The organism is Ruegeria sp. YTSA144, from assembly GCF_059610125.1.
Genome location: NZ_JBXWNA010000001.1, coordinates 308646 through 335295 on the forward strand (window position 1 = coordinate 308646; position 26650 = coordinate 335295).

The following is a 26650-nucleotide window of genomic DNA, read 5'->3' on the forward strand; positions in this document are numbered from 1 at the left end:
GTTATTTTGCTCCGCGCACAGATGTTGCGATTGGATATGCAGTCAGGAACCGCGCGCGCAGGATCAGGGTCCAGACAACGACGGCCATGAACTGGTGGAAGATGGCGATCTGCCAGGGCGCTCCGTAGACGACGGTTACGATACCGACGACAACCTGCACCGACAGGGCCGCAAAAGCCGCATTGACGGCGAAGCGCGTCTGAGGATGCGCGCTGCTGCTGCCGCGGCGCCAGACGAAGATGCCAAAGGCGAACAAGGCATAGCCCACGCAGCGGTGGATGAACTGTACCAGCCCCGGGCTTTCGAAGAAATTGCGCCACATCGGTTCAAGTGCGGTGGCGTCCGGCGGCAGCAGCTGCCCGCCGATCAGCGGCCAGTCGGTATAAGACCGTCCGGCGTCGATCCCGGCGACAAGCGCGCCAATGAGTATTTGCAAAAAGGCGAAATGCATCAGGCCCGTGGACAGCGAGAACAGTTTCGCTTCCTTCATGCGACGCGCCTGCATCAGGTCACGTTCTTCCCGGCCGAGCTCGAAAATATACCAAGCGAGGAACCCGAGAATTACGAAGGCCAGTCCCAGATGGGTGGCCAGGCGATAGCTGGCGACGGCGGTCATCCCCTCGCCCTGCGTCACGCCCGAAGCGACCATCCACCAGCCGACAGCACCCTGCACACCGCCCATAAGGCCGGGGATCAGCAGCTTGCCTGTCCAACCCGTGGGTATCTTGCGGGCCACGAGAAAACCCAGAAAACCGGCGGCCCAGACCAGCCCGATCAAGCGGCCCAGTTGGCGATGCCCCCATTCCCACCAGTAGATGGTTTTGAAGTCGCTCAGCTGCATCCACTGGTTCTGAATGCGCCACTGGTCGATCTGCTTGTACTTGTCGAACTCGGCCTGCCAGTCGGCCTCGGACATCGGTGGAACCGCTCCGGTGATCGGGCGCCATTCGGTGATCGAAAGACCGCTGTCAGTCAGACGCGTCAGGCCGCCGACTGCGATCATCACGACGACCAGCGCAAACAGTATCATCAGCCAGGCACGGATTGCCTTGCGCGCGCCGCCACGCCCCCGGTCGATCATACCGGGTTGAACCGCCTGTTGTTTTTCCGTGTCCGAGACCTCTTCGAAGATGCTGCGCTTACCGCTCATGCTGTCCTCATGTCCTGATTTCGTCGCAAGCTAGGGTGTGGTGGAAGATAGGTCCAGCCTCAGCCTTTGTCTTTCCAGCGGACCATCTGCCGCATGATCCCGTGCAGCATCTGCACGTCGGCCCGCGTCATCCGCATCCGCGACCACAGGTTGCGCAGGTTGATCTTCATGCCCTCGGCCTTTTCTGGGGGGTAGAAGAACCCGGCCTCTTCCAGCCGGTCCTCGTAGTGCTCGACCAGTTTTTCGACTTCGATCCCCGTGGCCCAGTCGCCCTTGCCCAGATCGGTGGATTCATGCACCACGTCGCCGGTCTGGCGCATCCACTCGTAAGCGGTCAGCAAGACGCATTGGCCCAGGTTCAGCGACGCGTATTCCGGGTTCACAGGCACCGAGATGATTGCGTTTGCCTTGGCGATGTCTTCGTTCTCCAACCCCGCGCGTTCGGGGCCGAACAGAACCGCAACCTTTTCGCCCGCCGCGACCTTTTCAGCGGCGATCTGCATGGCGCGCTCGGGGCTGTAGACGGGTTTTGTCAGCCCGCGCTGCCGTGCAGTGGTGGCGAAGACAAAAGTGCTGTCGGCCAGCGATCCGGCCAGATCGTCAAACAGCTGCGCTTCGTCCAGCAACCGGCCCGCACCGCTGGACATCGCCACCGCCTTGGGGTTCGGCCAGCCGTCACGGGGCGCCACGATGCGCATCCGGTCCAGCCCAAAATTCCACATCGCCCGGGCTGCGGCACCGATATTCTCACCCATCTGCGGGCGAACAAGCACGAAGGAAGGCTGGGATTTGTCGCTGGGCATGGTTCACCTTATGAAAACTTGGCCTGCTGTAATCGGCAGGCACTTGCAGGGCAAGGCGTTGGGGGTGTTATTTGCGCGGCCTCAGCCATAAAAGTTTGCTTCCCCGCCGCAATCCGCTAAACCGCGCCAAAGACTGAAACCCGAAGGACGCGCCCATGGACACCCCCGAGCAGCCGCAGATTTACCTGATCACGCCTCCGACGATCGAGCTGAGCACGTTCCCCTCCAAACTGGCCTCGGTTCTGGACGGGGCCGAGATCGCCTGCATCCGCCTGGCGCTGGCTGGCAACGACGAAGATACCATCGCCCGTGCTGCTGATGCCTGCCGCGAGGTGGCCCACGCCCGCGACGTGGCCATCGTTATCTCGAACCACGTGCTGCTGGCGCAACGTCTGGGGCTGGACGGGGTGCATCTGGATGACGGCGCGCGCTCGGTCCGTGCCGCGCGCAAGGAACTGGGCGCGGACGCGATCGTCGGAAGCTTCTGCGGCGCGTCCAGCCATGACGGCATGACGGCGGGCGAACACGGCGCGGATTATGTGGCCTTCGGCCCCGTAGGCACTGCCACGTTGGGCGACGGAACCCGCGCCGAAAAGGATCTGTTCCAATGGTGGTCCGAGATGATCGAAGTTCCGGTCGTGGCCGAAGGCGGCCTGACGCCTGAACTGATCGGTGATCTGGCCCCCTGCACCGATTTCTTTGGTATCGGCGACGAGATCTGGGGCGGTGACGACCCGCTGGGTGCGCTGAACAGGCTGCTGGCGGCGATCTCTTAAGCCAGCAACCAGGGTTCAGCCATCCAATACACGCCGATCCCGGCGATCAGAATCGAGGCCAGAACCGAAATCCGGCCTCGTGTTCTGTGTGACCCGCCTGCAACCAAAAGCGCGCAGGCAAAGGCCAGAACAGCCACGAAGACAATCGGCATTATATTTCCGACGCCAAACCCAAAAACAGCCGGGGCCAGATGATCGGGCGGCACCCCGATCCCAGTCAGAGCCGTAGCCAATATCACCCCGTGAAGACTGCCTGCGGCAAGCACAGCCAACAGGCGCCAGACCTGCAAGTGCCGGGCCACCAGGTTCCATAGCGCCAGAATGATGATCGCAGCCACCAAGGCCTGATCCTGCATGTTTTCTGGTACGTCCAGCACGCCGTACATGCCCAACCCGAGCCCGATAAAAACTCCTGCTGCCAAAAACGCCACCTGAGACATCACAGGCCGCAGGCTCAGCGTCAGCATCACGAGTGTCAGAACAAGGATGGATGGCTTGAGGGGGCTTTGAACAAATCGGCTGATCCCCTTTGCGAAATACGTCTGCAATGTCTGCTCGGTCGTCAGCGACGCCCCGCCCTGCAACGGGATCAACGGGCTGATTTCTCCGGCCGTCAGAAACCCTGTATACGGGGCCACAACGTTTTGCTGACGAAGCACGACCGACCCGCTGTGCAGCGGCCAGGTCAGGCGCAGGTTCGATGCCTGATCCGACAAATGAGCGGTCAACAACAATTTGGAAACACGCACTTTTTCCACATCTCCCACCACGGGAATACGCACACCTTCATAAGACAGGTCCAGGCGATCAGGTGCTTCGACAACAAAGTTCTGCTTCCAGACCTGAACAAAATTCCTGATCTGAGGTTCCAGTTCCGACGACACCAATCGTCGCAGAGATCGATACTGTGAATTGCCGGAATAAGCGTCGGGTTGTGTCGGATCGGCACCGGCCAGCATAGCCTCGGCGTTCAGTTTCACCTCAAGAAACAGAGTGTCATCCTTGACCCAGAAATCAATGACCGTCGGCGGGGCCGTTTGCGCCTTTACGGATCCCGGATGCAAGGTCAGAAGAACGAAAAAACTCAGGGCGCAGGTATTGAGGGCTCGGCGGATGGCACGGAAGACAGGGCCATTCATACGAAACGCTCCAACAGGAAAACAAAATCACCAATCATTGCATTTGATTGTTCCCGCGAAGGCCTCGGATCGCAAGCCCAAAGGCGATTTCGGCCCAGGCCGGTCGGGAATCTCTTGTTGCGAAGACGTTCCGGCTTGCACGGGCAACACTGCTGCGGCATGACGTCCCCTATGACTCAGAACACCAATATCCTGTGCATCGGCTCGGTCCTTTGGGACGTGATCGGCCGATCGGCCAGCGCCATGCGACAGGGCTCGGACGTGCCGGGCCGGATCACCCGCCTGCCCGGCGGCGTTGCGATGAACATCGCCATGACACTGGTTCGGTTCGGCATGACACCCACCCTGCTGACCGCCATTGGCCGCGATCCCGAAGGCGACGAGCTTGTCCATGCCTGTTCGCGCCTCGGCATGGTGACGGATCACATCTATCGGTCGCAGGATTTGCCGACTGACCGCTATATGGCCGTCGAAGGTGCGAACGGGTTGATCGCGGCGATTGCCGACGCGCATTCGCTGGAGGCCGCAGGCGCAAAGATACTGCGCCCCTTGATGCACGGGCCTTTGGGCTATGAGAACGCACCGTTTGAGGGCCCGATCGCACTGGATGGCAATCTGACACTGGACCTGCTGGAAGAAATTGCCCAAAGCCCTGCTTTTGCCCGTGCTGATCTGCGCGTGGCCCCGGCCTCGCCCGGCAAGGCCGAACGTCTGCTGCCCTTCCTGAAACACGCCCGTGCCACGCTCTATGTGAACCTCGAAGAGGCTGGCATCCTGTGCCAGCGCGAATTCCCTGATTCCGAATCCGCCGCGAAAGGCCTTCTGGATCGCGGCGCGCTGCGCGTTCTGGTCACCGATGGCGGCAATTCGGCAACCATCGGCAGCGCGACAGAAATCCTGACGCAAAAACCCCCTGCCGTTCTGGTCACCCGCGTGACCGGTGCCGGGGATACCTTCATGGCGGCCCATATCGCCTCAGAATCCCGCGGTGCATCCAGTGACGAGGCTCTGGCCCGCGCCCTGCACGCCGCTGCAACCTACGTTTCCGGAGAAACCCCACTGTGATCGACATTCAATACTCAGACGAGGTCAGCGCCGCCAAGGACGCGGGCCTGCCCATCGTTGCGCTGGAAAGCACCATCATCACCCATGGGATGCCCTACCCGCAGAACATCGAAGTCGCGGCACAGGTCGAACAGGACATCCGCGATGCGGGTGCGGTTCCGGCGACCATGGCCGTGATTGAAGGCAGATTGCATGTGGGGCTGGAGCAGGATCAGCTGCAATGGCTGGGCCAGGCCCAGGGTGTCGCCAAGATCTCGCGCGCGGACATGGCAGCGTGCATCTCGACCGGGGGCACCGGGGCCACCACCGTTGCGGCCACGATGATCGCCGCCCATTATGCCGGGATCGAGGTTTTTGCCACCGGCGGTATCGGCGGCGTGCATCAGGGGGCCGAGACCACCTTCGACATCTCTGCCGATCTGCACGAGCTTGGGCATACTCCGGTGACTGTCGTCGCAGCCGGGGCGAAAGCCATCCTGGACCTCGCCAAAACGCTTGAGGTTCTGGAAACGCTGGGCGTGCCTGTGATCGCACATGGTCAGGACGAGTTTCCTGCGTTCTGGTCGGCAAAGTCGCCCTTAGTCGCACCCCTTCGCATGGACAGTGCCGACGCCATCGCCAAAGCCCACTCCACCCGCCGCGCGCTGGGTCTGCCCGGCGGGCAGTTGGTGGCAAATCCGATCCCGGCCGCTGACCAGATCCCGTCCGAGGAACTGGCCCCTATCATCGCCGAGGCTCAGTCAGATGCGGACGCCCATCGTATCACCGGCAAAGCCGTGACCCCCTATCTGCTGCAACGGATCTTTGAAAAGACCGAAGGCCGGTCCTTGGTCGCCAACATCGCCCTTGTTCGAAACAATGCGCGGTTGGCGGCAAAGATCGCGCAAGCGCTGGTCAAACAGAGGTGACGTTAACCTATTGTACCAAGGCCGTGGATTGACTACCTAATTCCGTGAACCATTCGGAACCACCATGAATACACCGTTCGACGAAGAACCTCACCGCCGCCCAGGCATGCTTTCACGGCTGCGCGCGTCCTTTCTGACGGGCGTCGTGGTCATTGCGCCTGTCTGGTTGACGGTCTGGCTGATCTGGTCGGTGGTCGGCTGGATCGATAGCGCGGTTCTTCCACTGGTGCCACACCAGTTCCAGCCAGAACAGTACGTGGGCATCAACCTGCGCGGTGTGGGCGTGGTCATCTTCCTGATCTTCACCATTCTGGTCGGCTGGATCGCCAAGGGTATTCTGGGCCGATCCCTGATCCACTTCGCCGAAAGCGTTGTTGACCGGATGCCCGTCGTGCGCTCTGTCTATTCCGGGATCAAACAGATTTCGGAAACGGTGTTTGCCCAGACTGAGCGTTCTTTTGAAAAAGCCTGCCTGATCCAGTACCCGCGTCGCGGGATCTGGGCCATCGGCTTTGTCTCAACCAGCGCCAAGGGTGAGGTAAGCGAACGTGCCGAAACCGGCGGAGAGCTGCTGAGCGTATTCGTACCCACGACGCCCAACCCGACGTCGGGGTTTCTGTTGTTCTTCCCCGCGGAAGACGTGATCTTGCTGGATATGAGCATCGAAGACGCAGCAAAACTGGTGATTTCGGCGGGGCTTGTCTATCCGAATGGAAAAGATCCGACCCAGCCGCCCGAGTGATCAGCTGAACATCGCAGGCAGATCAATTGTGCTGGTCTGCCCCAAATCATCCTTGTGTTTGGCAAGAAAACCGTCCGTGGCGTCCCGTCCGGCCTGTTTCAGCTTATGCAGAATGACCGGATTGGGCACGGTCTTGGTTGCAACAGACAGGCTGTTCATCAACTCGTTATCTGCAATCATGTGGACCAGAACGCGGCTCATCTCTCCGGAGGTCAGCTTGCCCTCTTTCAGCAACCGTTGGACAAAGCTGATCGCCCGCAACTCGCGAAACAGGGATGAGTTGAAGCTGATCTCGTTGATCCGATTCTGGATTTGCTGCGGTGTGACCGGAACTTCGTCGCGCTCCAGCGGATTGATGTTCACGATCACCACGTCATCCGGCAAATCATCGTTGAACAGAGGATAGAGAGCCGGATTGCCGGTATACCCGCCGTCCCAATAAGCTTCGGTCCGGTTTGTCTTCGGGTCAAAAATCTCGACCGCCTTGAACAGGGTCGGCAAACAGGCCGAGGCCAGAATAGCATCCGTGCTGATCTCGTCTCCGGTAAAGACGCGGATCTTGCCGCTGCGTACGCAAGTGGCGCACACAAACAGGCGCGGGCCTTCTTCCGCGCATATCTCGTCAAAATTGAACCTGTCCACCACCGGCTTCAAGGGGTTGCTGTAGAACGGTCCGTACGCATAGGGCGACACCATCCGCGACCACGCATCCCCGATCGAAAACGGCACAGAATATTCCACCGCCTGCGCGATGGCCGCCGGTTCCAGGCCGCGAAACCAGTTGGCAAAACGCATGTCGCCAATAGCGCCCATGCGCGTCCACAACCCATCCAGGCGCGCCCGCGCGCCTTCGCGCCCGGAATGAACCATACCAGATTTGTAGGCCGCACCGTTCAGCGCCCCTGCGGAAGTTCCTGTGATGGCAGCGACCTCGATGTCTTCCTCGTCCAAAAGACGATCAAGCACACCCCAGGTGAACGCCCCATGCGCCCCACCTCCCTGCAAAGCCAGATTGATCCGCTTCATACCGCAACCCCTTCATCTTTTTCAAAATACTCCGGGGGTGTGGGGGCAGCGCCCCCACGAAACCTCAAAGCGCTGTCCAGCCGCCATCGACGGAAATCGTGGTTCCGGTGATCTGAGCCGCCGCGTCCGAGCACAGAAAGACAGTCGTTCCACCCAGTTGCTCGACGGTGGCGAACTCCTTGGACGGTTGCCGTTCCAATAGAATGTTCTTCACAACGTCCTCACGGCTCATGTTGTATTCTTTCATCGTATCGGGGATCTGCGACTCGACCAGCGGCGTCAGCACATATCCCGGGCAGATGGCGTTGCAGGTGATCGGCTCCTGCGCGGTTTCCAGCGCTACGGTCTTGGTCATTCCCACCACGCCGTGTTTGGCCGCAACATATGCCGCCTTGTAAGGGGATGCCGTCAGACCGTGGGCCGAGGCGATGTTCACCACCCGTCCCCAACCCGCCTTGCGCATCATCGGCAACGCGGCCGCCGTGGTGTGAAAGGCCGAGTTCATGTTGATTGCGATAATCGCGTCCCATTTGTCTACCGGGAATTTGTCGATCGGTGCGACATGCTGAATCCCGGCATTGTTCACCAGAATGTCACAAGACCCCGCCTGTTCGATCAAGGATCGGCACTCCTCGCCCTTGGACATGTCGGCCTTGATGTAGCGCGCATTGGTTCCGGTCTCTTTCGCAATTTCGGCGGCCAGCGCGTGATCTTCATCGCGATCGGTAAAGGAATTCAGAACCACATCGGCACCGGCCTTGGCCAGCTCGCGCGCGACGCCCAGCCCGATGCCCGAATTTGATCCCGTGATGATTGCCGTTTTGCCGGACAGGCTCATGTCCATTCTCCCTCAAGCGTTGATCAGGCGCACCATGCCATGCTGCACCTGCAAAGAAAACGGGGAAACACTTCAGATTGGAATCCCGGCCTGAGACTTCGCGACGCACAAAAAAACGCCCGCACGAAGCGGGCGTTAAGTTATTGAGGCAGGTTTCATACAGGCAAGAAACCTATCGAGCAGTGCAACCTTTATAAGCAATTCTGCGCCTTGGTCCAAGCTAAAAGTTTGATAATAAGAAAAATCATCACTACGGTGAACACCAACAAAATAAGGCCAGAGCAGGATTGTTTCCAAAATGAGCCCGGATTTTCTCCGTCCGTTTCGATCCCTTTTGGCGGGAATCGCCAGCATTTTCGTGATCTCCGTCGCCCATGCAGAATCGTCTCATGGCATAGCTATGTATGGGGACCCGGCCCTACCACCGGATTTTGTGTCTCTCCCATACGCCAACCCGGATGCGCCCAAAGGCGGCAAAGCCGTGTTCGGAAACACGGGCGGCTTTAACAGCCTGAACCCGTTTTTGCAAAAAGGCACCGCGCCATGGCAGTTGCCTTTCTGGACCCATGAAAGCCTGATGGGGCGATCCTGGGACGAACCTTTCACACTTTACGGGCTGTTAGCCGAATCAGTTGAGACCGATCCAGACCGGTCGTGGGTCGAATTCACCCTGCGGGAGGAGGCGCGTTTTTCCGACGGCAGCCCGGTCACGGTCGATGATGTGATCTGGTCTTACGAGACTTTGGGCACCCAGGGGCATCTGCGCTATCGCGGGCTTTGGGGCAAGATCGACAGTATCGAACAAACCGGCCCGCGTTCGGTACGGATCACGTTCAATGAACCCGACCGAGAGCTTGCGCTGCTGGCCGGGATGCGCCCGATCCTGAAAAAGGCGCAATGGGAGGGCAAGGATTTCGCGGATGCACAACTGCATGATGTGCCGATTGGAACCGGCCCCTATGTGATCGAAAGCTACGAAGCGGGGCGCTTTGTGAATCTGCGACGCAATTCGGACTATTGGGGGACCGACATTCCGTTTCGCCGCGGCACCATGAACCTTGATGAGTTGCGGATCGAATTCTACGGCGACGGCAGCGTCTTGTTCGAAGCTTTCAAAGCCGGAGAGTTGTCGGCCGTTCGTGAATTCAATGCCGACAAATGGGACACGCAATACAACTTTCCCGCCGTGCAGCGCGGCGACGTCATCAAGACTGAAATTCCGCATGGAAAACCGTCGGGAATGACCGGGTTCGTGATGAACACACGAAAGGCTCCGTTCGACGACTGGCGCGTGCGCGAAGCGCTGATGCTTGCCTTCAACTTCGAGTTCATCAACGACACGATAACCGGTGGCGCCCAACCAAGGATCACGTCTTATTTCTCGGGGTCCGACCTTGCCATGCAGCCCGGCCCGGCCCGGGGGCAGGTAAAAGACCTGTTGCTTCCTTACGCTGACATCCTGTTGCCCGGCACGCTGGAAGGGTATGAACTGCCGAAGGGGGACGGATCGGCCCGGAACAGGGCAAACCTTCGCAAGGCCACCAAGCTTTTGAGCGAGGCAGGCTGGACCGTTCAGGACGGCGTACTGCGCAACGGAAATGGTGATGCCTTTCAGGTGACTTTCCTGCTGCAACAGGGCGACAGCGAGATGGCAACCGTGGTCGAGATCTATTCCCGCGCGCTGGAACGTCTTGGCATCCAGGTCACGACGGAACAGGTCGACAATGCCCAATATGTCGGGCGCACGTCTGAACTGGACTTTGACGTCACGACGTTCCGCCGGGCGCTTTCTCTGTCTCCTGGCAACGAACAGCGTCTTTATTGGGGCAGCGAAACTGCTGATGCCCCCGGCACACGCAACCTGATGGGCGTATCCTCGCCCGCAGTTGATGCCATGATCGATGCCATGCTGGCCTCAAAAACCCGCGAGGACTTTACCGCCGCCACCCATGCGCTGGACCGGGTACTGACAGCAGGCCGCTATGTCATCCCGATCTGGAGCTTTGACATCGGACGCATTGCGCATGTCAAAGAACTGAAGCACCCGAAAACCCTGCCCATCTATGGCGACGGTCCGCAATACATGCCAGAAGTGTGGTGGTACGACGCCCGATAGAGGCGTGATCCACAGGCCAGCCGATGGATATGTGATCCCGGCTGGTCCTTCCAAGCGGGCATTCCGAACGTCGGAGGCTCGAAGCTCCACCTGTTCCGTACAATCTCCGGTCAGAAAGTTTCCATCAGTCGGCAAAATTCAGCACATTGCCACGTCATTCAAGATATCGTTTGATCGCACACAAACCGCCATAAAGTGCTGCCAACACCATCATCACCGGGTGATCCCGCAGGAAACGCCCTCGAACAGTTTTACTCATCCATAAAAATCTGTATATAAACGGCATATTTAGCCGTCAGAAACAGCCGGAGACAGCCCAAGATCCCGGACTGCCCGGACAATCTGACGCTGGAAACCAAAGAACAAACGGGCCCGCCACCACTCACACCAAATGTAGGCCCGTCGGCCCGTTGCGGAAACTTCGCAGCGGGCACAAATCCCCCTCGAAAAAGCGTGGTCCAGCGCTGCGACATTTTGTCATGTCTTACCCTGCGGCACCCTATCCGTACTCTGGTATCGGGGGAGAGCAGTCCTAATCGTTGCTAAGGGAAGCTCATTGATGATGAACTGGACCGATCTTACGAACGACTGGAATGCGGCATGCGAACGCGCAAAGCGGCGGTTCCCGAACCTGCGTGACAAGGACATGATGCGCGTGTTGAAGGATCGAAAAGGGTTTGAAGCCTATTTGGCCGAACGTCACCAACTTACGATGAACGAGGCGCATGAAGAGGTCGAAGATTTCCTGTTCACCGAAGGGCTGAACCGGGAATTCAGCCGAACCGCTTTAGGCAAGTGATGTGACCCAAAGGATCGTCGCGTCTTCGTCACTGACGGAAATCACGTTGTGGCCCATGCTGCCGTCGTAATACGCACTGTCCCCTCTGCGCATCTCAACCGGCTCGTAAAACTCGGTGTAAAGCTTGACGACACCGGTCAGCACATACATGAATTCTTCACCGTCATGGCGCACCCAGCCGTCAAATTCATCCATTGATCTTGCACGGACCCGCGCACGATAGGGCAGCATTTGTTTCTTGGTCAGGGTTTCGGCCAGCAGCTCGTGTTCATAGGTTGTGGTGGCATGGGCCGTGCCGTCGCCCACACGGGTGATCGCCATGCGTCCGATCACCTGATCGCGCTGGGGCGGCGTGAACAGTTGCGGCACAGAAATCTCCAGCCCGGTCGCAAGCTTCTTGAGCGCGTCGTAGGTCGGCGACATCTGCCCGTTTTCAATCTTGCTGAGGGTCGAACGTGCCAATCCGGCCTGACTGGCCGCCTGTTCCAATGTCCATTCCCGCGCTTTGCGCAGCTCTCGCACACGTGCGCCAAGGTCCAACGGTTCGACTTCGGTATGGGCGCCAGAGTCGCGGGCAATTCGGATCAGAGATTTGGGATCTTGAGTGCTCATGACCCTTCTATAGGCCCGGCCAGCCACGCTTGCAACGCGACAGGCGGCGCGATAGCCAGAGGCCATGTTGTCAATCTTCGATCAGGGGTCGCCCGCACCCTGCCCCGCGCCATTCAATCTGGCGGCTCATGTTCTTGGCCGCGCCGATCACGCGCCGGACAAAGTGGCCTTGTCGGTATTGCGCCCGAATGGCGGGCAGGACTGGACCTATCGCGATCTGAAAGCAGCCGTGCTGGGCACCGGCGCGGGGTTGCTGCGGGCCGGGTTGAAACCCGGTGATATTGCCCTGATGCGGTTGGGAAACACGGTGGATTTCCCGATTGCCTATCTGGCGGCAATTGCCGTGGGTATCGTACCGGTGCCGACATCGTCGCAGCTGACGGAACCCGAAACCGCCAAAATGATCGACGAGCTTTCTCCGGCGGCCATTCTGCGTGATCCGGGCGTTGCCTGCGCCTTGCATTCCAGGCAGATCGGGCTGGACGCGTTGAAAGCGATGCGAAACCTGCCCCCGGCAGATTTTGACATGGGCGATCCGGAACGTATGGCCTATGTCGTCTACACCTCTGGAACTTCGGGCAAGCCTCGGGCCGTGGCCCATGCCCATCGGGCAATCTGGGCGCGGCAGATGATGGTCGATGGCTGGTATGGTCTGCGCGAGACCGACCGGCTGTGTCACGCGGGGGCTTTCAACTGGACCTATACGCTGGGCACCGGCCTGATGGATCCATGGACCATGGGGGCAACCGCCCTGATCCCGGAACCCGGCACCGAAATCACTGCTTTGCCTGCCTTGCTGCGCCAGCATAGCGCAACGATCTTTGCTGCGGCCCCGGGGGTCTTTCGCAAGTTGGTGCAAGGGCGCAATCGGTTGGAACTGCCAGACCTGCGCCACGGATTGTGCGCGGGTGAGAAACTGTCGCGCGCCCTGCACGAACAGTGGCTGAACGCCACCCGCACCGAGCTGTTCGAAGCCTACGGCATGTCCGAATGCTCTACCTTCATTTCCTCCAGCCCGGATCATCCTGCGCGCGGCGACGCATTGGGACAGCCGCAACCCGGGCGTCGTGTAGCGATCCTTGGTCCGGACGGTCCGGTTCCACAGGGGCAGGAAGGCACCATCGCCATTCACCGGTCTGACCCCGGGTTGATGTTGACCTATCTTAACGCACCCGAGGACGTTGAAACGCGGATGCAGGGTGAATGGTTTCTGACTGGCGATCAGGGGGCCATGGCAGTGGATGGCCAGATCAGCTATCTGGGCCGCGACGACGACATGATGAACGCGGGTGGCTATCGCGTGTCCCCGGTCGAGGTCGAAGCCGCCCTGTCCCGCTTTCCGGGCATCACCCAAGTCGGCGCAGCGGCAGTCGAGGTCAAACCGGACACATTTGTGATTGCGGCCTTCTACACAGGCCCGGAAAAGCTGGACGATGCGGCCTTGCGCGCCTATGTCGAAGCCAACCTGGCGCGGTACAAACAACCCCGCGCCTTCATCCATCTGCCTGCCCTGCCGATCGGCGGAAACGGCAAACTCCTGCGCCGGGCGCTGCCGGCCTATTTCGAGGCACCAACATAATGACCCAGACCGTCAAGCTCGACATCCTGTCCGATCCGATCTGCCCGTGGTGCTATATCGGCAAGACTCAACTGGACAAGGCACTGGCCAACGCGCCCGACCACCCCTTTGTCATTGAATGGCATCCGTTCCAGTTGAACCCTGACATGCCGGATGCGGGAATGGATCGGCGCGAGTATCTCGAGCGCAAGTTCGGCGGCAAGGACGGCGCGGTTCGCGCCTATGCGCCGGTGGTGGAACAGGCCGAAAAGGCAGGTCTGAACATCAACTTCGAGGCCATGGAACGTACCCCCAACACGCTGGACGCCCATCGCCTGATCCATTGGGCTGGCATCGAAGGCAAGCAGAACGAGGTGGTGGATGCGCTGTTCGACGCCTATTTCGTACAGGGTCGCGACATCGGCGACCACGAGGTGCTGGCCGACATCGCAGACAGCACCGGAATGGACGCAGCCGTGGTCATGAAGCTGCTGAAATCAGACGCCGACCGCGAGGAAATCCGCAACCGCGATGCTCATTCCCGCAAAATGGGCGTCAGTTCGGTCCCGACCTTCATCGTCGCCAATCAACACGCAGTTCCCGGCGCCCAACCTCCTGAAATGTGGGAGAAAGTGATCGCTGAAATCATGTCTCAACTTGAGGCTTCCCCTGCAGAATAGCACAGAGGTCTGTGCAATTTTCCAGTCTGGCCTATGCCGACCCGCCGTGATAGCGCGAACGGGTTAGGAGTGCTTCATGGCCAATCGCATGTCGAAGGCGGAATTCATCGCACTGATTGCAATGATGTTCGCCACCATCGCCTTTTCGATCGATTCAATGCTGCCTGCGCTGCCCGAGATCGGCGCGCAGCTCAGCCCCGATGACGTTAACCGTGCCCAACTGATCCTGACGTCATTTGTATTGGGCATGGGGATCGGCACGTTTTTCACCGGCCCTCTTTCGGATGCGCTGGGACGCAAGCCGGTCATTTACGGCGGCGCGGCCCTATACATTGCAGCCTCAGCGGTTGCGTGGGCCAGTTCTTCACTGGAACTGGTCTTGATTGCGCGTGTGGTTCAGGGCCTGGGCGCCGCAGGTCCGCGCGTGGTGGCCATGGCGATCATTCGCGACCTGTATTCGGGCCGCGAAATGGCGCGAATCATCTCGATTGCGATGATGATTTTCACGTTGGTACCCGCAGCGGCACCGATGTTGGGCGCCGGTGTGATCGCCCTGTTTGGCTGGCGCGGGATCTTCGTGTCTTTCATTCTGTTTGCGTTGGTCATCATTTCCTGGATGGGTGTTCGCTTGCCGGAATCTCTGGCCCGGGAAAACCGCCGTCCCTTCCGCATTCCGCTGATGTTCTCGGCCGCGAAGGAAATGTTTTCCCATCCGACCGTGCGCCTTTCGATCATGGTTCAGACCCTGTGCATGGGGGTGCTGTTCACCATGCTGACAATGGTTCAGCCCGTATATGACGTAATCCATGACCGCGCCGAAAGTTTTCCGTTCTGGTTCGGGTTCGTGGCGCTGATGTCCGGGTCGGCCAGTTTGCTGAACGCGGCACTAGTGGTGCGTGTGGGCATGCGCCGGATGGTGACATGGGCGCTGGGGGGGCAAATCCTGATCACCGCTTTTGTCATGACGCTCAACACCATGCACCTTTCGCCGGACGCTTCATTTGCGCTGTTCGTGTTCTGGCAAACCATGGTGTTTTTCATGGCCGGCGTGACGATGGGCAACCTGAACGCCATCGCGATGGAGCCGATGGGGCATATTGCCGGAATGGCAGCCTCGGTCATCGGATCGATTTCGACGGTGCTGGCCGCCGCCATCGCCGCACCGATCGGGCTGTTGTTCGACGGTTCGATCACGCCTTTGACCTTCGGCATCCTGAGCATGTGCATTCTGGCCTTCGGGCTTATGCTGCATATGGGCCGCGTTGAAGAACGCCTGCCAGCCTGATCTGTGCGACTCGTCAGAAACGCGCTACTCTCGACCTGAACCGAGCGGAGGGCTTCTGATGCGTGAATACTATGATCTGGGCAGCTATTCCTGTCCGGTAACGACCTCCGTTCCCGAGGCTCAACTGTGGTTCGACCGCGGCCTGAACTGGACCTATGGGTACAATCACGAAGAAGCCGTGGTTTGTTTCCAGCGCGCAGTCGAACATGACCCCCAATGCGCCATGGCATACTGGGGCGTCGCCTATGCAGCCGGGCCAAATTACAACCTGCCATGGGACTTGCAGGACAAGCAGGGACGCAGCAAGGCGCTGGCGCTGGCTTATGATGCCATGCAAAACGCCCTTCGATTGGCGGACCGCTGTACGCCTGTCGAGCAAGCTCTGATCCGAGCCCTTCCAGCGCGATACCCGCAGCGGGATCCGGCAGAGGACATGCACCGGTGGGATCACGAGTTTGCCGAAGCAATGCGCGCGGCGTTCGCCGCGCACCCCGATCATGCGGACCTGCGCACCATCTACGTCGAGGCGCTTTTGAACCTGACGCCCTGGAAAATGTGGGACCTGCAAACAGGCCAACCGGCAGATGGCGCTGCGACGCTTGAAGCGCAAGGGGCGTTGGAATGGGCCCTGTCCAACGATCCGGCCGCCATGTCTCATCCCGGCCTGCTGCACCTTTATGTTCACCTGATGGAGATGTCGCCCACGCCGGAAAAAGCCCTGAAAGCCGGTGATGTCCTGCGCACATTGGTGCCCGATGCGGGGCACCTGGTGCATATGCCGACGCATATCGACGTGCTGTGCGGCCACTACCACAACGTGGTGCATTGGAACGAAAAAGCCTCGGATGCGGATCTGAAGTATTACGAACGCGAAGGCGCGTTCAATATCTACACCGGCTACCGCCAACACAACTATCACTTCGCCATCTACGGCGCGCTGTTTCTGGGGCAGATCGAACCTGCCCTGCGCGCCAATCAGGGTTTGTGGGAAACGACGCCCGAAGAAATGCTTCGCATCGAAAGCCCCCCCATGGCGGATTACTTCGAAAGCTACATGTCCATGGGGCCGCACATCCTGATCCGCTTTGGCCGCTGGGAAGAGGCCAAGGCGCTGGAGCTGCCCTCCGATCCGGATCTCTACCGCACCCTGACGGCCACGACCCACTACGCCCGCGCCATCGCACATGCCGCAACCGGTGATGTTGTCCATGCCGAAGCGGAAGAGAACCTGTTTCTCGCAGCCAGGGAATGCGTTCCGGAAACGCGCAGGCTGCACAACAATCGTGTGATCGACCTGCTGGAAATCGCGCGGGAGATGCTGCGCGGTGAGATCGAGTACCGAAAGGGCAATTTCGAGATCGCTTTTGCCCATCTGCGCCGCTCGGTCGAACTGGACGACACCCTGCCCTATGACGAGCCCTGGGGCTGGATGCAGCCCACCCGCCACGCGCTTGGCGCATTGCTGTTCGAACAAGGTCATGCGGCAGAAGCAGAGGCTGTCTATCGCGAAGATCTTGGCCTTGGCGGTTCGCTCAGCCGCGCTTCGATCCATCCCGACAACGTGTGGAGCCTGAAGGGGCTGTACGATTGCCTCAAAGCCCGCGGGGAAGATGTTGAAATCCTACAGGTCAAACAACGCCTGGATCTGGCTCTGGCCCGGGCAGATCGGGCGGTTGCGGCGTCCTGTTTCTGTGCGCAGGCTGCAATGCGTGAATAATGTGCGAAGAATCGCGCTGCCGCGCGATGCCTCCGGCGGGGATATTTTTGGCCAGATGAAGCCGGGGTCCGTTACTTCATCTGGCCGCAAATATCCCGGGGGAGATGCGCGGAACGCGCGGCGGGGGCAGAGCCCCATCTTGCCTATCAGCCAGCCTTGGTCTTCTTCTTTTCCGCGACCACCTTTTCAGCAAGGTCACGGGCAATCGCAAAGGCCCCTTTGATCTTGTCGCTGTCTTTCTTCCAATCCCGGCGCACGACGATCTTGTTATCCTTGACCTTGGCCATGCCGCGCTGGTTCTGAATGAACTCGACCAACCCCTGAGGGGATGCGAACTTGTCATTGTGGAACTGGATCGTCGCGCCTTTCGGGCCTCCGTCCAGCTTGGCAATGCCCGCCCGTTTACACATGGCCTTGATGCGCACGACCAGCATCAGAGTGTTAACCTCTTTCGGCAGTTTGCCGAAACGGTCGATCAACTCTGCGGCAAAACCTTCCAGTTCCACCTTGGTCGACAGCGATGACAGGCGCCGATAGAGGCCCAGACGAACATCCAGATCGGGCACGTAGTCCTCGGGAATCAGAACCGGCACGCCCAGATTGATCTGCGGGGCCCACTGGTCATCAGCATCCGACAGCCCCTCCATCTCACCCGCTTTGATCTTGGCGATCGCCTCTTCCAGCATGGACTGGTAGAGTTCATAGCCTACATCGCGCATCTGACCGGACTGTTCTTCGCCCAGTAGATTGCCCGCGCCTCGGATGTCCAAATCCTGCGAGGCCAAAGTGAACCCGGCGCCCAACGTGTCCAGAGAGCCCAGAACCCGCAGGCGTTTCTCGGCAGTGGCGGTCAGCTTCTGCCGTGGTCTGGTGGTCAGGTAGGCATAGGCGCGGGTTTTGGACCGCCCCACCCGGCCCCGGATCTGGTAGAGCTGCGCAAGACCGAACATATCGGCGCGGTGCACGACCATCGTGTTCGCCGTTGGAATGTCCAATCCGCTTTCCACAATGGTCGTGGCCAGCAACACATCATACTTACCGTCATAAAACGCGTTCATACGGTCATCGAGTTCACCCGCCGCCATCTGGCCATGTGCGACCACATAGGACAGTTCCGGCAGTTGGCTTTTCAGGAACTCCTCAATCTCGGGCAGGTCCGAGATGCGAGGGACGACGTAGAAACTCTGCCCGCCGCGATAGTGTTCACGCAGCAGCGCTTCTCGGATCGTGACCGCGTCGAATTCGCTGACATAGGTTCTGATCGCCAGACGGTCGATAGGCGGGGTGCCAATGATCGACAGATCGCGCACTCCGGTCAGCGACAATTGCAAGGTTCGCGGAATCGGGGTTGCGGTCAGGGTAAGAACATGGATGTCCGAGCGCAGTTGCTTCAGCCGTTCCTTATGCCCCACACCGAAATGCTGTTCTTCGTCGATGACCAGCAGACCCAGATTGTGAAACCTTATGTTCTTGGCCAGCAGCGCATGGGTCCCGATCACGATATCCACCGTACCGCGGGCCAAACCTTCGCGGGTTTTCTGGGCCTCTTTCGCCGAGACAAAGCGCGACAATTGCCGAACCTCCAGAGGAAAACCGCGGAACCGTTCCCTGAAGCTTGCGGCATGCTGGCGGGCCAGCAATGTTGTCGGAGCCACGACCGCAACCTGCACGCCGGACATGGCAGCGACAAAGGCGGCGCGCATCGCCACCTCGGTCTTGCCAAAGCCGACGTCACCACAGATCAGCCGGTCCATCGGCGCGCCCGAGTGCATATCCTCCATTACATCCGAGATCGCCCTCAACTGGTCGTCGGTTTCCTGATAAGGGAAACGGGCGCTGAACTCCTCCCACGCGTGCGGCGGAGGGTCCATCACGGGAGCTTTACGCAAGGCACGTTCCGCCGCGATGCGGATCAGCTTGTCGGCCATCTCGCGGATGCGTTCTTTCAGCTTGGCCTTCTTGGCCTGCCAGGCGCCGCCGCCAAGTCGATCCAAAAGCCCTTCGTCATGGCCGTATTTCGACAGCAGTTCGATGTTTTCGACCGGCAGGTACAGCTTTGCCTGCTCGGCATATTCCAGCAGCAGGCATTCATGGGCGGCTCCGGCGGCCGTGACGACCTCCATTCCCATGTAACGACCGATCCCGTGATCCACATGCACCACCAGATCACCGGGGCTGAGGGATTGGGTCTCGGTCAGGAAATTCTCGGCCTTGCGGCGCTTCTTGGGTTGGCGGATCAGCCTGTCGCCCAGAACATCCTGTTCGGCGATCACCGTCAGGTCGGGGGTCTCAAAACCGTGCTCCAGCGCCCAGACGGCAAGATGCAGGCCGCGCTTTCCGATACGCGTGCCATTTGTTATCGGAATCGCTTCGGCCAGACCTTCATCCTCGATCAGGCCGGTCAGACGTTCGCGCGCACCTTCCGAATAGGAGGCGATCAGCACCGGACCTTTGTCGAGCCTGGCGGTGATGTGGCTGGCCAAAGCACCGAACAGGCTGATGCTTTCCTGCTGGCGTTCGGGGGCAAAGTTGCGCCCGATCCGCCCGCCCGCATCGATGACACCCGGGCCCGACGCCTGCGGCAAGGGGCTGAACTGCATGACACGCCGATCCCCGACGGCCGCCTCCCACGCGGCATCATCCAGATACAGCAGCCCCGGAGGAGTGGGTTTGTAGACCGTATCCATACGGGATCGGTTTTCCAGCGCCAGACGCCGGGTCTCATATTGATCGGCAATCGTCTCCCATCGGGCCAGTCTGGCCGGTGTAACCTGATCATCGACAGTGATCGTGGCATCCGGCAGATAATCAAACAACGTTTCAAGCTTCTCGTGGAAGAAGGGCAGCCAATGTTCGACGCCCTGGTGTTTGCGACCGGCGCTTACCGCCTCGTAAAGCGGATCATCGGTTCCGGCAGCGCCGAATTCGATCCGATAGTTCTGTCGGAACCGCGTGATAGCCGCATCATCCAGAATGACCTCGGACACCGGAGCAAGTTCGACCACGTCCAGCTTTTCGGTCGTGCGCTGAGACACGGGATCAAAACGGCGCGCGCCGTCCAGTACATCTCCGAACAGGTCCAGACGGACGGGGCCCGATTCACCCGGAGGGAAGATGTCGATGATACCGCCGCGAATGGCATAATCGCCCGGCTCCATCACGGTGGGGCTTTGCGTGAAGCCCATGCGCACCAGGAAGTTGCGCAGCGCGGTCTCGTCAATGCGCTGATCGACGCGGGCGGTAAACGCCGCCTCGCGCAACACGTCTCGCGCCGGGACGCGTTGGGTAGCCGCATTCAATGTTGTCAACAACACGAATTTCTGCGGCATCTGGTGAACCAGCGCCGCCAGCGTGGCAACGCGGGCCGCCGAGATATCCGCATTGGGGGACACCCGGTCATAGGGCAGACAATCCCAGCCCGGAAACACGAAGACCGGCATGTCGGGGGCAAAGAAAGCCAGCGCGGCGCGCATCGCCTCCATCCGCTTGTCATCTCGCGCGACATGGGCCACCGGCCCGTTGCTGCGGGCGATTTCGTTCAGCACAAGCTGCGCGTCAAACCCTTCGGGGGCGCCGCCAACTGTCACGTGGTTCGGAGCCTTCATCGCCTCGCCTTTCAGATTTTGCTATCCCAGAACGCCAATCGAGATGTTCTGATACATGCCCCAGAACGAAGTGACCAGTATCGAGATCATGCCTATGATCTGGGTATAGAGCCGACAGCGCGCAATGGTTTTCGAAACCGAGTCGAGCGTCAGTTCCTGCCGCCGCAACCGTCGTGCATGCACGATGTTCACCAGCAGAACAAGCGTCAATGGAAACAGAAGAAGGAACACGGCCTGCGCGAACTCGACGCCGTAATAGAACCCCAGCGTGGCCAGTCCGGTGAACAAAAAACTCCCGAACGCCAACAGGATGGTTCCTGACATGTCGACGATCAAAAGTATCCGGTTGGTGTGTATGCGAACGATGTCGAGAAGGTCGATCTCGACCTGCCCGCCAATGCGCCGTGCACGCACCACCAGATCGTAGGGAATGCCCATCACCCAGTGACTGGCTGATGACCAGACAACCGCCAGCACGATCCAGAACCAGAGATTCGAGAAGCTGCGCATGTCGATGACTTCAAAGATCGAAGAGTACCAGTCCAAACCCAACCCTTTATTCAAACCACTCAGAGAGGTTCGGCCACGCTGCCGCGTCCATTGATACCCTTGAGACCTTTGTGAATTCATGCCACCCAATGCACGAATGTTCAAGGAGAACGCGCCATGAAACCGACCATTGCACCCTATCCCATGACCCGCTTTCGGCGTGCCCGTCAATCCCGGGCAATTCGCGGGCTTGTGCGCGAGAACACCTTGACCACGGATGACCTGATCTGGCCCGTTTTCGTACGCGACGGCGAAGGGGTTGAAGAGCCCGTACCCTCGATGCCGGGCGTGGTCCGCCGGTCGGTGGATCTGATTGCAAAAGCGGCCGTCGAAGCGCAGGCGCTTGGAATCCCGGCGATCTGCATCTTTCCCTACACGGATTCTGCGCTGAAAACAGAAGACTGCGCCGAGGCCTGGAACCCCGACAACCTGTCGAACCGGGCCATCCGGGCGATCAAGGCGGCAGCCCCTGACATCGCGGTGATGACGGACGTGGCGCTGGACCCTTACAATATCAACGGTCATGACGGTTACGTCGTCGACGGCGAGATCGTGAATGATCAGACCATCGAAGCGCTGGTCAAGATGACCCTTGCCCAGGCCGACGCCGGAGCCGACATCATCGGACCTTCGGACATGATGGACGGCCGGATCGGGGAAATGCGCCGCGCTTTGGAAGGCGCCGGGCATCACAACGTGATGATCCTCAGCTATGCCGCGAAATACGCCAGCGCTTTTTACGGCCCCTTCCGCGACGCCGTCGGCGCCTCGGGCGCGCTGACCGGTGACAAGAAAACCTATCAGATGGACCCGGCCAACTCGAACGAAGCCCTGCGGCTGATCGAACGCGATCTGACCGAGGGCGCGGACATGGTGATGATCAAACCGGGGATGCCCTATCTGGATATCTGTCGCCGTGTGAAAGACAGCTTTGGCGCACCCACCTATGCCTACCAGGTCTCGGGCGAATACGCGATGATCCAGGCGGCCGCCCAGAATGGCTGGATCGACGCAGAAAAGGCGATGCTGGAAAGCCTGCTGGCCTTCAAGCGCGCCGGGTGCGACGGTATTCTGACCTATTTTTCGCCTCAGGTTGCCCGCATCCTGCAAGGCTAAAACCCCGAAGAGTCGCAATTTTTCGCCGACAAGCCCCCTTGAGCGGGCAGCTTTCCCGTGACACATCGCCCTAATCGGCGTATCCTTGCCGGCAAGATCGGGATGACCCGACACATCAGGCACAGTTACAGAGAAAAAAACCATGAGCAGTTCCAACTCCCCCCGACTGAACCGTCGCGGCTTTGCCTTGGGCATGGCAGGCCTGTCCCTGACCGCCGCCTGCGGCAACGGCGTCGGCAATTCAAACTCGTCCATGATCGACGCCCGCGTCGATGCCACGCTGACCGAAATGTACAGCCGGTATCCCAACACCGTGGAAATCGCGAACAAAGCCAACGGCATGTTGGTTATGCCCCTGATCACCGACGCCGGATTGATCTTCTTTGGCGGTGCCTACGGCCAAGGCGCGCTGCGCATCAACGGCGCTACGGTCGATTACTATTCTGCAATTTCCGGAACCGCAGGTCTGCAAATCGGTGCGCAGCAATATGCGCATATCCTGTTCTTCATGACCGAGGATGCGCTGAACGATTTCCGCCGTTCCAGCGGATGGACAGCCGGTGCCGATATTGGATATGTGGTTGACGCAACAGGGAATTCCTTGTCCACGGACACGACAACACTGCGTTCGCCGGTGCTGGCGGTGGTCTTCGGCCAGGCCGGTCTTAAATTCGGCGCGACCGTCGAAGGTACGAAATATACCCGCATCATTCCATAACCCGGATTACCACTTCCCCCACACATGGCCCCGTCGCAGCACAACACTGCGGCGGGGCATTTGATTTCAACCCTTCCCGCGCAGGTTCTTGCCGCGTTCCTCTTTCGGTCGGACCGACCATCCTCTAGTCTCTGCGCAACATTCGTCTGAACAAGAATTGAGGCAGTAATGGGTCTTGTTTTCCGCTGGCTGGTGCGCATCGCGTCGGGTCTGATCATTTTGATCCTCGCCGCAATGGGCCTTGTCTATTTTCTGGCCAGCCAATCCCTGCCGGACTATGACCAAACGCTTGAGGTCGAAGGTCTGACCGCCCCGGTCGAGATCGTACGCGACACCGCCAACGTACCGCATATTCTGGGCCAGACCGATCCCGATGTGTTCTTTGGGTTGGGATATGCCCATGCACAGGATCGACTGTGGCAGATGACTGTCATGCGCCGTACCGCGCAAGGCCGACTGTCCGAGGTCTTTGGCCCGCGCACGCTTCACATCGACAAGCTGCTGCGCAGGTTGGACCTTTATGGGCTGGCCCACCGCTCGGTCGAGGTGCAGGACGATTATACCAAGGCCGCCTTGCGCGCCTACTCTGCCGGGGTCAATGCCCGCCTGACCGAGATCAACGAAGAGGCGCTGGGTCGCGGCGCACCCGAGATGTTCCTGTTCAACGCCCCGGTCTCGCCCTGGCAACCGGGTGACAGTATCGCAATAATCAAGCTGATGGCGCTGCAACTGTCAGGCCACCTGACCGATGAAGTTCTGCGCGCGCGCACGTCCTTGATGCTGAACAACCCAGAACGTCTGGCCGACATCCTGCCCGACGTTCCCGGACCCGGCATTGCCGCGCTGCCCGAATATGCCACCCTGTTCCCAGAACTTCCGCGTTATGCTGCGGGAACGGACATTCCCGAAACACCTCTTTCACCCCTTCCCAAACGTGGTCTTGCCGGAGCTTCTAACGCCTGGACCGCCGCGCCGTCACGTTCTGCAAGTGGCGGAACCCTGTTGGCCAACGACCCTCATTTGGGTTTCACTGCGCCCGGGATTTGGTACCTGGCACATCTCGGCCTGGAAAAAGGCGGTGTCATCGGGGCCTCGATCCCGGGTGTGCCCGCCATCATGACCGGACGCAGCGACCGGTTGGGATGGGGGCTTACATCCTCGTATCTTGACGATCAGGACGTTCATATCGAGCAGCTTAATCCCGACAACCCCGAGGAATACCTGACCCCGACCGGCTTCAAGAAATTCCGGACCCGCCCTTCGATCATCGAGATCAAGGGGGAAGCTCCGGTTACGCTGACCCTGCGCTGGACCGAGAACGGGCCGGTGCTGCCGGGCACGGACTACAAGCTGGAAACCATCACCCCGCCGGGACATGTGGCATCGCTGTCCTGGACGGCACTCAGCCCGCAGGACACGTCGATGTCGGCGTCCATGGCGCTGATGAACGCCGACAACGTCGAACAGGCCATCGCGGTCGGCGAACAGTTCATCGCGCCGTCTCAGAACCTGTCGCTGGTCGACAAGACGACCATTGGGATGAAGCTGATCGGCGCCATGCCTCGGCGTGATCCGCAAAACCAAAGCCGTGGGCGTATCCCCTCGCCCGGCTGGATCGAGGCCAATCGCTGGCAAGGCCGCCTGCCCTATGCCGACAACCCGGAATTCGTGGCCCCCGTCGGCGGTGTTCTGGGCAACACGAACAACAAGATCATCGATCGCCCGTTCCCGGATCACGTCTCGTATGAATGGGGCGATACGCAGCGCGTGCATCGCTGGGAACGCCTGATGCAATCGCGCGAGGTGCATACCCGCGACAGCTTTATCGAGGCACAGCTGGACACGGTCAGCTTTACCGCGCGGTCCCTGTTGCCGCTGATCGGTGCCGATCTGTGGTTCACCGGGGCTTCGGCCCCCGAAGGAACGCCGGAACGCCAGCGTCAGATCGCGCTGTCGCTGCTGGCGGAGTGGAACGGTGAGATGAACGAACACCTGCCCGAGCCGTTGATCTATGCGGCCTGGCTGCGTGCGCTGCAAATCCGGCTGATCTCGGACGAGCTTGGGCCTCTGGCCAGCGAATACAAACATGTCGAACCGCTGTTCATCGAACGGGTCTATCGCGACATTGACGGGGCGGGTGTCTGGTGCGACGTGGTTCAAAGCGCACCGGTCGAGACATGCACCGAGATGGCGCGGCTTGCGCTGGACGACGCGCTGATCTGGATCTCTGAACGATATGGCAGCGCGCTTGAATCCCTGCGTTGGGGCGACGCGCATCAGGCAACTCATGATCATCCCGTGCTGGGCTCTGTCCCGATATTGCGGTTTTTTGTGAACATTCGCCAATCGACCAGCGGCGGCGACAACACATTGCTGCGAGGCCGCACGTCAGGCGAAGGGCCTGATCCGTTCCAGAACGTGCACGGCGCCGGGTATCGCGGTGTTTATGACTTTGCTGACCCCAACAGCTCGGTTTTCATAACGGCGACCGGGCAATCGGGTCACTTCCTGTCGCGCTACTATGACGATCAGGCGCAGCTGTGGCGGCGCGGCGAATACATCCCCATGTCACTGGACCTTGATCTGGCCCGTGCCGCGGCTGTCGGAACAACCAATCTGATCCCGCGATAATCCGCCTATTCGGCAAGTCCCCGCCCCGATTTTTCGGCCCTCGTGGCGCCCAAGGTCAAATTCGCCTAACATTATCGGACCGATTATGTGGGACCAAAGGGGGGCGAGTATGGCCAGTATTCGGGATGTCCTAAATAATCTTGCGCGCGACTACGCAATCGCATGGAGTTCTGGCGACGCTGACGCAGTTGCCGGTTTCTTTGCACATAACGGGCAGATCACCTTCAACGATAGCGAACCAGCCAAAGGACGCGAAGCAATCGCCAACCTGGTACGCGAATCCTACGCCAGCTTTCCAGATCTGGAAGTGCGCTGTGACATGATGCGATGGGCCGGAACGCATGCCATATTCGTCTGGACCCGCGAAGGGCACCATTCCGTAACCGGCAATCACGTTGTCACACGTGGATGGGAGGAATGGGAACTGACGCCAGATTACCTTGTACAGTCCTCGTTGGGCTGGTTCGACGCGGGTGACCACCAACGGCAGATAGACGGGGCCTGACTCAACGTCCGTTGGATGCGCGTTCTATCCTGTAGTCTCGCGGTATCCCCTGAGTGACCCGAGCCCAGTCAGATGCCCGTGTCCGGGCCTGATGTGCATCGAAAGCCTGCTGATCCGCAAACACTTCTGACACGTTGAACCGACCCGGACAGGTCTGATCCTCGATCACGTCGAAAGATATACAGCCCTGTTCCGCGCGGGTCAGTTTCACATGGTCCGGCAACGCTGCGCGCACCTCCTCCAGCCGGTCCGCAGGCACATCTATATGGCCGTTCAGGAACACTCTTTGGTCCGGCTTGTCAGACATATCCA

General features: G+C 59.8%; 23 protein-coding genes. 14 read left to right on the forward strand and 9 right to left on the reverse strand.

Annotated features, from left to right (window positions below; genetic code table 11):
* Position 1: 1 nt before the first annotated feature.
* Together ctaA and AC2FF8_RS01610 are read right to left on the reverse strand one after the other, a co-directional pair.
* A complete protein-coding gene (ctaA, locus tag AC2FF8_RS01605; protein WP_496878768.1) occupies positions 2-1150 on the reverse strand; it encodes a heme A synthase in 1149 nt (382 codons plus the stop codon).
* 59 nt (positions 1151-1209) lie between these two features.
* A complete protein-coding gene (locus tag AC2FF8_RS01610) occupies positions 1210-1953 on the reverse strand; it encodes an RNA methyltransferase (RefSeq protein ID WP_170344120.1) in 744 nt (247 codons plus the stop codon).
* 155 nt (positions 1954-2108) lie between these two features.
* Between AC2FF8_RS01610 and AC2FF8_RS01615 the strand changes: the two genes are divergently transcribed.
* Positions 2109-2729 (forward strand): thiamine phosphate synthase, encoded by a 621-nt coding sequence (locus tag AC2FF8_RS01615; protein WP_480684188.1) that lies wholly within the window; start codon positions 2109-2111, stop codon positions 2727-2729.
* Here the strand turns inward: AC2FF8_RS01615 and AC2FF8_RS01620 are convergent.
* Positions 2726-3868 carry a HupE/UreJ family protein gene (locus AC2FF8_RS01620; protein WP_496878769.1) on the reverse strand — a complete coding sequence of 381 codons (1143 nt, stop codon included), beginning with the start codon at positions 3866-3868 and terminating at the stop codon, positions 2726-2728. The two genes, AC2FF8_RS01615 and AC2FF8_RS01620, sit on opposite strands and share 4 nt — an antisense overlap.
* Positions 3869-4039: 171 nt before the next feature.
* Here AC2FF8_RS01620 and AC2FF8_RS01625 point away from each other — a divergent pair, with 171 nt between their 5' ends.
* The 3 genes from AC2FF8_RS01625 (at position 4040) to AC2FF8_RS01635 (ending at position 6583) form a co-directional block, all read left to right on the forward strand.
* Positions 4040-4933: a PfkB family carbohydrate kinase gene (locus AC2FF8_RS01625; RefSeq protein WP_496878770.1), complete on the forward strand. Its 894-nt coding sequence runs from the start codon at positions 4040-4042 to the stop codon at positions 4931-4933.
* On the forward strand, positions 4930-5841 hold the full coding sequence (locus AC2FF8_RS01630; RefSeq protein WP_496878771.1) for a pseudouridine-5'-phosphate glycosidase: 912 nt from the start codon (positions 4930-4932) through the stop codon (positions 5839-5841). Before AC2FF8_RS01625 ends, AC2FF8_RS01630 begins: the two co-directional genes overlap by 4 nt.
* A 64-nt stretch (positions 5842-5905) precedes the next feature.
* Positions 5906-6583, forward strand: a complete 678-nt coding sequence (locus tag AC2FF8_RS01635) for a DUF502 domain-containing protein (protein ID WP_117868800.1) — start codon at positions 5906-5908, stop codon at positions 6581-6583.
* Here AC2FF8_RS01635 and AC2FF8_RS01640 read toward each other — a convergent pair whose 3' ends face one another.
* Positions 6584-7609 (reverse strand): patatin-like phospholipase family protein, encoded by a 1026-nt coding sequence (locus AC2FF8_RS01640; protein ID WP_496878772.1) that lies wholly within the window; start codon positions 7607-7609, stop codon positions 6584-6586.
* A gap of 64 nt (positions 7610-7673) precedes the next feature.
* On the reverse strand, positions 7674-8447 hold the full coding sequence (locus AC2FF8_RS01645; RefSeq protein ID WP_496878773.1) for a 3-hydroxybutyrate dehydrogenase: 774 nt from the start codon (positions 8445-8447) through the stop codon (positions 7674-7676).
* A 298-nt stretch (positions 8448-8745) separates the two neighbouring features.
* On the opposite strand from AC2FF8_RS01645, the gene AC2FF8_RS01650 reads away from it, so the two are divergent.
* Together AC2FF8_RS01650 and AC2FF8_RS01655 are read left to right on the forward strand one after the other, a co-directional pair.
* Entirely contained in the window at positions 8746-10563 is a 1818-nt protein-coding gene (locus AC2FF8_RS01650; RefSeq protein ID WP_496878774.1) for an extracellular solute-binding protein, read from the forward strand.
* A 559-nt stretch (positions 10564-11122) separates the two neighbouring features.
* Entirely contained in the window at positions 11123-11362 is a 240-nt protein-coding gene (locus tag AC2FF8_RS01655) for a hypothetical protein (protein WP_170344111.1), read from the forward strand.
* Here the strand turns inward: AC2FF8_RS01655 and AC2FF8_RS01660 are convergent.
* Positions 11351-11974, reverse strand: coding sequence for a helix-turn-helix domain-containing protein (locus AC2FF8_RS01660; protein ID WP_170344110.1), 624 nt, complete (start codon positions 11972-11974; stop codon positions 11351-11353). The two genes, AC2FF8_RS01655 and AC2FF8_RS01660, sit on opposite strands and share 12 nt — an antisense overlap.
* Before the next feature lie 64 nt (positions 11975-12038).
* Between AC2FF8_RS01660 and AC2FF8_RS01665 the strand changes: the two genes are divergently transcribed.
* From AC2FF8_RS01665 to AC2FF8_RS01680, 4 genes are all read left to right on the forward strand, one after another.
* Complete coding sequence (locus tag AC2FF8_RS01665) at positions 12039-13553, forward strand: class I adenylate-forming enzyme family protein (RefSeq protein WP_496878775.1); 1515 nt, start codon at positions 12039-12041, stop codon at positions 13551-13553.
* Positions 13553-14212 (forward strand): DsbA family oxidoreductase, encoded by a 660-nt coding sequence (locus AC2FF8_RS01670; RefSeq protein ID WP_257598816.1) that lies wholly within the window; start codon positions 13553-13555, stop codon positions 14210-14212. The genes AC2FF8_RS01665 and AC2FF8_RS01670 overlap by 1 nt, the downstream gene beginning before the upstream one ends.
* Before the next feature lie 76 nt (positions 14213-14288).
* Positions 14289-15497, forward strand: a complete 1209-nt coding sequence (locus AC2FF8_RS01675) for a multidrug effflux MFS transporter (protein ID WP_257598817.1) — start codon at positions 14289-14291, stop codon at positions 15495-15497.
* A gap of 58 nt (positions 15498-15555) precedes the next feature.
* Positions 15556-17214, forward strand: coding sequence for a tetratricopeptide repeat protein (locus tag AC2FF8_RS01680; RefSeq protein WP_496878776.1), 1659 nt, complete (start codon positions 15556-15558; stop codon positions 17212-17214).
* A 146-nt stretch (positions 17215-17360) separates the two neighbouring features.
* Here the strand turns inward: AC2FF8_RS01680 and mfd are convergent, their stop codons facing one another.
* Complete coding sequence (gene mfd / locus AC2FF8_RS01685) at positions 17361-20819, reverse strand: transcription-repair coupling factor (RefSeq protein WP_496878777.1); 3459 nt, start codon at positions 20817-20819, stop codon at positions 17361-17363.
* A 21-nt stretch (positions 20820-20840) separates the two neighbouring features.
* Positions 20841-21365 (reverse strand): component of SufBCD complex, encoded by a 525-nt coding sequence (locus AC2FF8_RS01690; protein ID WP_170344104.1) that lies wholly within the window; start codon positions 21363-21365, stop codon positions 20841-20843.
* A 120-nt stretch (positions 21366-21485) separates the two neighbouring features.
* On the opposite strand from AC2FF8_RS01690, the gene hemB reads away from it, so the two are divergent.
* The 4 genes from hemB to AC2FF8_RS01710 all read left to right on the forward strand — a co-directional run bounded on the left by hemB (position 21486) and on the right by AC2FF8_RS01710 (position 26338).
* Positions 21486-22484: a porphobilinogen synthase gene (hemB, locus tag AC2FF8_RS01695; RefSeq protein WP_496878778.1), complete on the forward strand. Its 999-nt coding sequence runs from the start codon at positions 21486-21488 to the stop codon at positions 22482-22484.
* Between the two features lie 142 nt (positions 22485-22626).
* Positions 22627-23202 (forward strand): lipid-binding SYLF domain-containing protein, encoded by a 576-nt coding sequence (locus AC2FF8_RS01700; protein ID WP_170344102.1) that lies wholly within the window; start codon positions 22627-22629, stop codon positions 23200-23202.
* A 168-nt stretch (positions 23203-23370) separates the two neighbouring features.
* A complete protein-coding gene (locus tag AC2FF8_RS01705) occupies positions 23371-25833 on the forward strand; it encodes a penicillin acylase family protein (protein WP_496878779.1) in 2463 nt (820 codons plus the stop codon).
* Positions 25834-25942: 109 nt separating this feature from the next.
* Entirely contained in the window at positions 25943-26338 is a 396-nt protein-coding gene (locus AC2FF8_RS01710) for an SgcJ/EcaC family oxidoreductase (protein WP_496878780.1), read from the forward strand.
* 1 nt (position 26339) lies between these two features.
* On the opposite strand, the gene AC2FF8_RS01715 is transcribed toward AC2FF8_RS01710, so the two are convergent.
* A complete protein-coding gene (locus AC2FF8_RS01715; RefSeq protein ID WP_496878781.1) occupies positions 26340-26645 on the reverse strand; it encodes a putative quinol monooxygenase in 306 nt (101 codons plus the stop codon).
* Positions 26646-26650: the final 5 nt, after the last annotated feature.

Bases quoted from the DNA above. Each gene is read 5' to 3' on its own strand.
- AC2FF8_RS01625 (WP_496878770.1), top strand. From the start codon at position 4,040: ATGACTCAGAACACCAATATCCTGTGCATCGGCTCGGTCCTTTGGGAC.
- AC2FF8_RS01645 (WP_496878773.1), bottom strand. From the start codon at position 8,447: ATGAGCCTGTCCGGCAAAACGGCAATCATCACGGGATCAAATTCGGGC.
- AC2FF8_RS01610 (WP_170344120.1), bottom strand. From the start codon at position 1,953: ATGCCCAGCGACAAATCCCAGCCTTCCTTCGTGCTTGTTCGCCCGCAG.
- AC2FF8_RS01705 (WP_496878779.1), top strand. From the start codon at position 23,371: ATGGGTCTTGTTTTCCGCTGGCTGGTGCGCATCGCGTCGGGTCTGATC.
- mfd (WP_496878777.1), bottom strand. From the start codon at position 20,819: ATGAAGGCTCCGAACCACGTGACAGTTGGCGGCGCCCCCGAAGGGTTT.
- ctaA (WP_496878768.1), bottom strand. From the start codon at position 1,150: ATGAGCGGTAAGCGCAGCATCTTCGAAGAGGTCTCGGACACGGAAAAA.
- AC2FF8_RS01620 (WP_496878769.1), bottom strand. From the start codon at position 3,868: ATGAATGGCCCTGTCTTCCGTGCCATCCGCCGAGCCCTCAATACCTGC.
- AC2FF8_RS01650 (WP_496878774.1), top strand. From the start codon at position 8,746: ATGAGCCCGGATTTTCTCCGTCCGTTTCGATCCCTTTTGGCGGGAATC.
- AC2FF8_RS01710 (WP_496878780.1), top strand. From the start codon at position 25,943: ATGGCCAGTATTCGGGATGTCCTAAATAATCTTGCGCGCGACTACGCA.
- AC2FF8_RS01660 (WP_170344110.1), bottom strand. From the start codon at position 11,974: ATGAGCACTCAAGATCCCAAATCTCTGATCCGAATTGCCCGCGACTCT.
- AC2FF8_RS01635 (WP_117868800.1), top strand. From the start codon at position 5,906: ATGAATACACCGTTCGACGAAGAACCTCACCGCCGCCCAGGCATGCTT.
- AC2FF8_RS01640 (WP_496878772.1), bottom strand. From the start codon at position 7,609: ATGAAGCGGATCAATCTGGCTTTGCAGGGAGGTGGGGCGCATGGGGCG.
- AC2FF8_RS01680 (WP_496878776.1), top strand. From the start codon at position 15,556: ATGCGTGAATACTATGATCTGGGCAGCTATTCCTGTCCGGTAACGACC.
- hemB (WP_496878778.1), top strand. From the start codon at position 21,486: ATGAAACCGACCATTGCACCCTATCCCATGACCCGCTTTCGGCGTGCC.
- AC2FF8_RS01615 (WP_480684188.1), top strand. From the start codon at position 2,109: ATGGACACCCCCGAGCAGCCGCAGATTTACCTGATCACGCCTCCGACG.
- AC2FF8_RS01715 (WP_496878781.1), bottom strand. From the start codon at position 26,645: ATGTCTGACAAGCCGGACCAAAGAGTGTTCCTGAACGGCCATATAGAT.
- AC2FF8_RS01665 (WP_496878775.1), top strand. From the start codon at position 12,039: ATGTTGTCAATCTTCGATCAGGGGTCGCCCGCACCCTGCCCCGCGCCA.
- AC2FF8_RS01675 (WP_257598817.1), top strand. From the start codon at position 14,289: ATGGCCAATCGCATGTCGAAGGCGGAATTCATCGCACTGATTGCAATG.
- AC2FF8_RS01655 (WP_170344111.1), top strand. From the start codon at position 11,123: ATGATGAACTGGACCGATCTTACGAACGACTGGAATGCGGCATGCGAA.
- AC2FF8_RS01700 (WP_170344102.1), top strand. From the start codon at position 22,627: ATGAGCAGTTCCAACTCCCCCCGACTGAACCGTCGCGGCTTTGCCTTG.
- AC2FF8_RS01670 (WP_257598816.1), top strand. From the start codon at position 13,553: ATGACCCAGACCGTCAAGCTCGACATCCTGTCCGATCCGATCTGCCCG.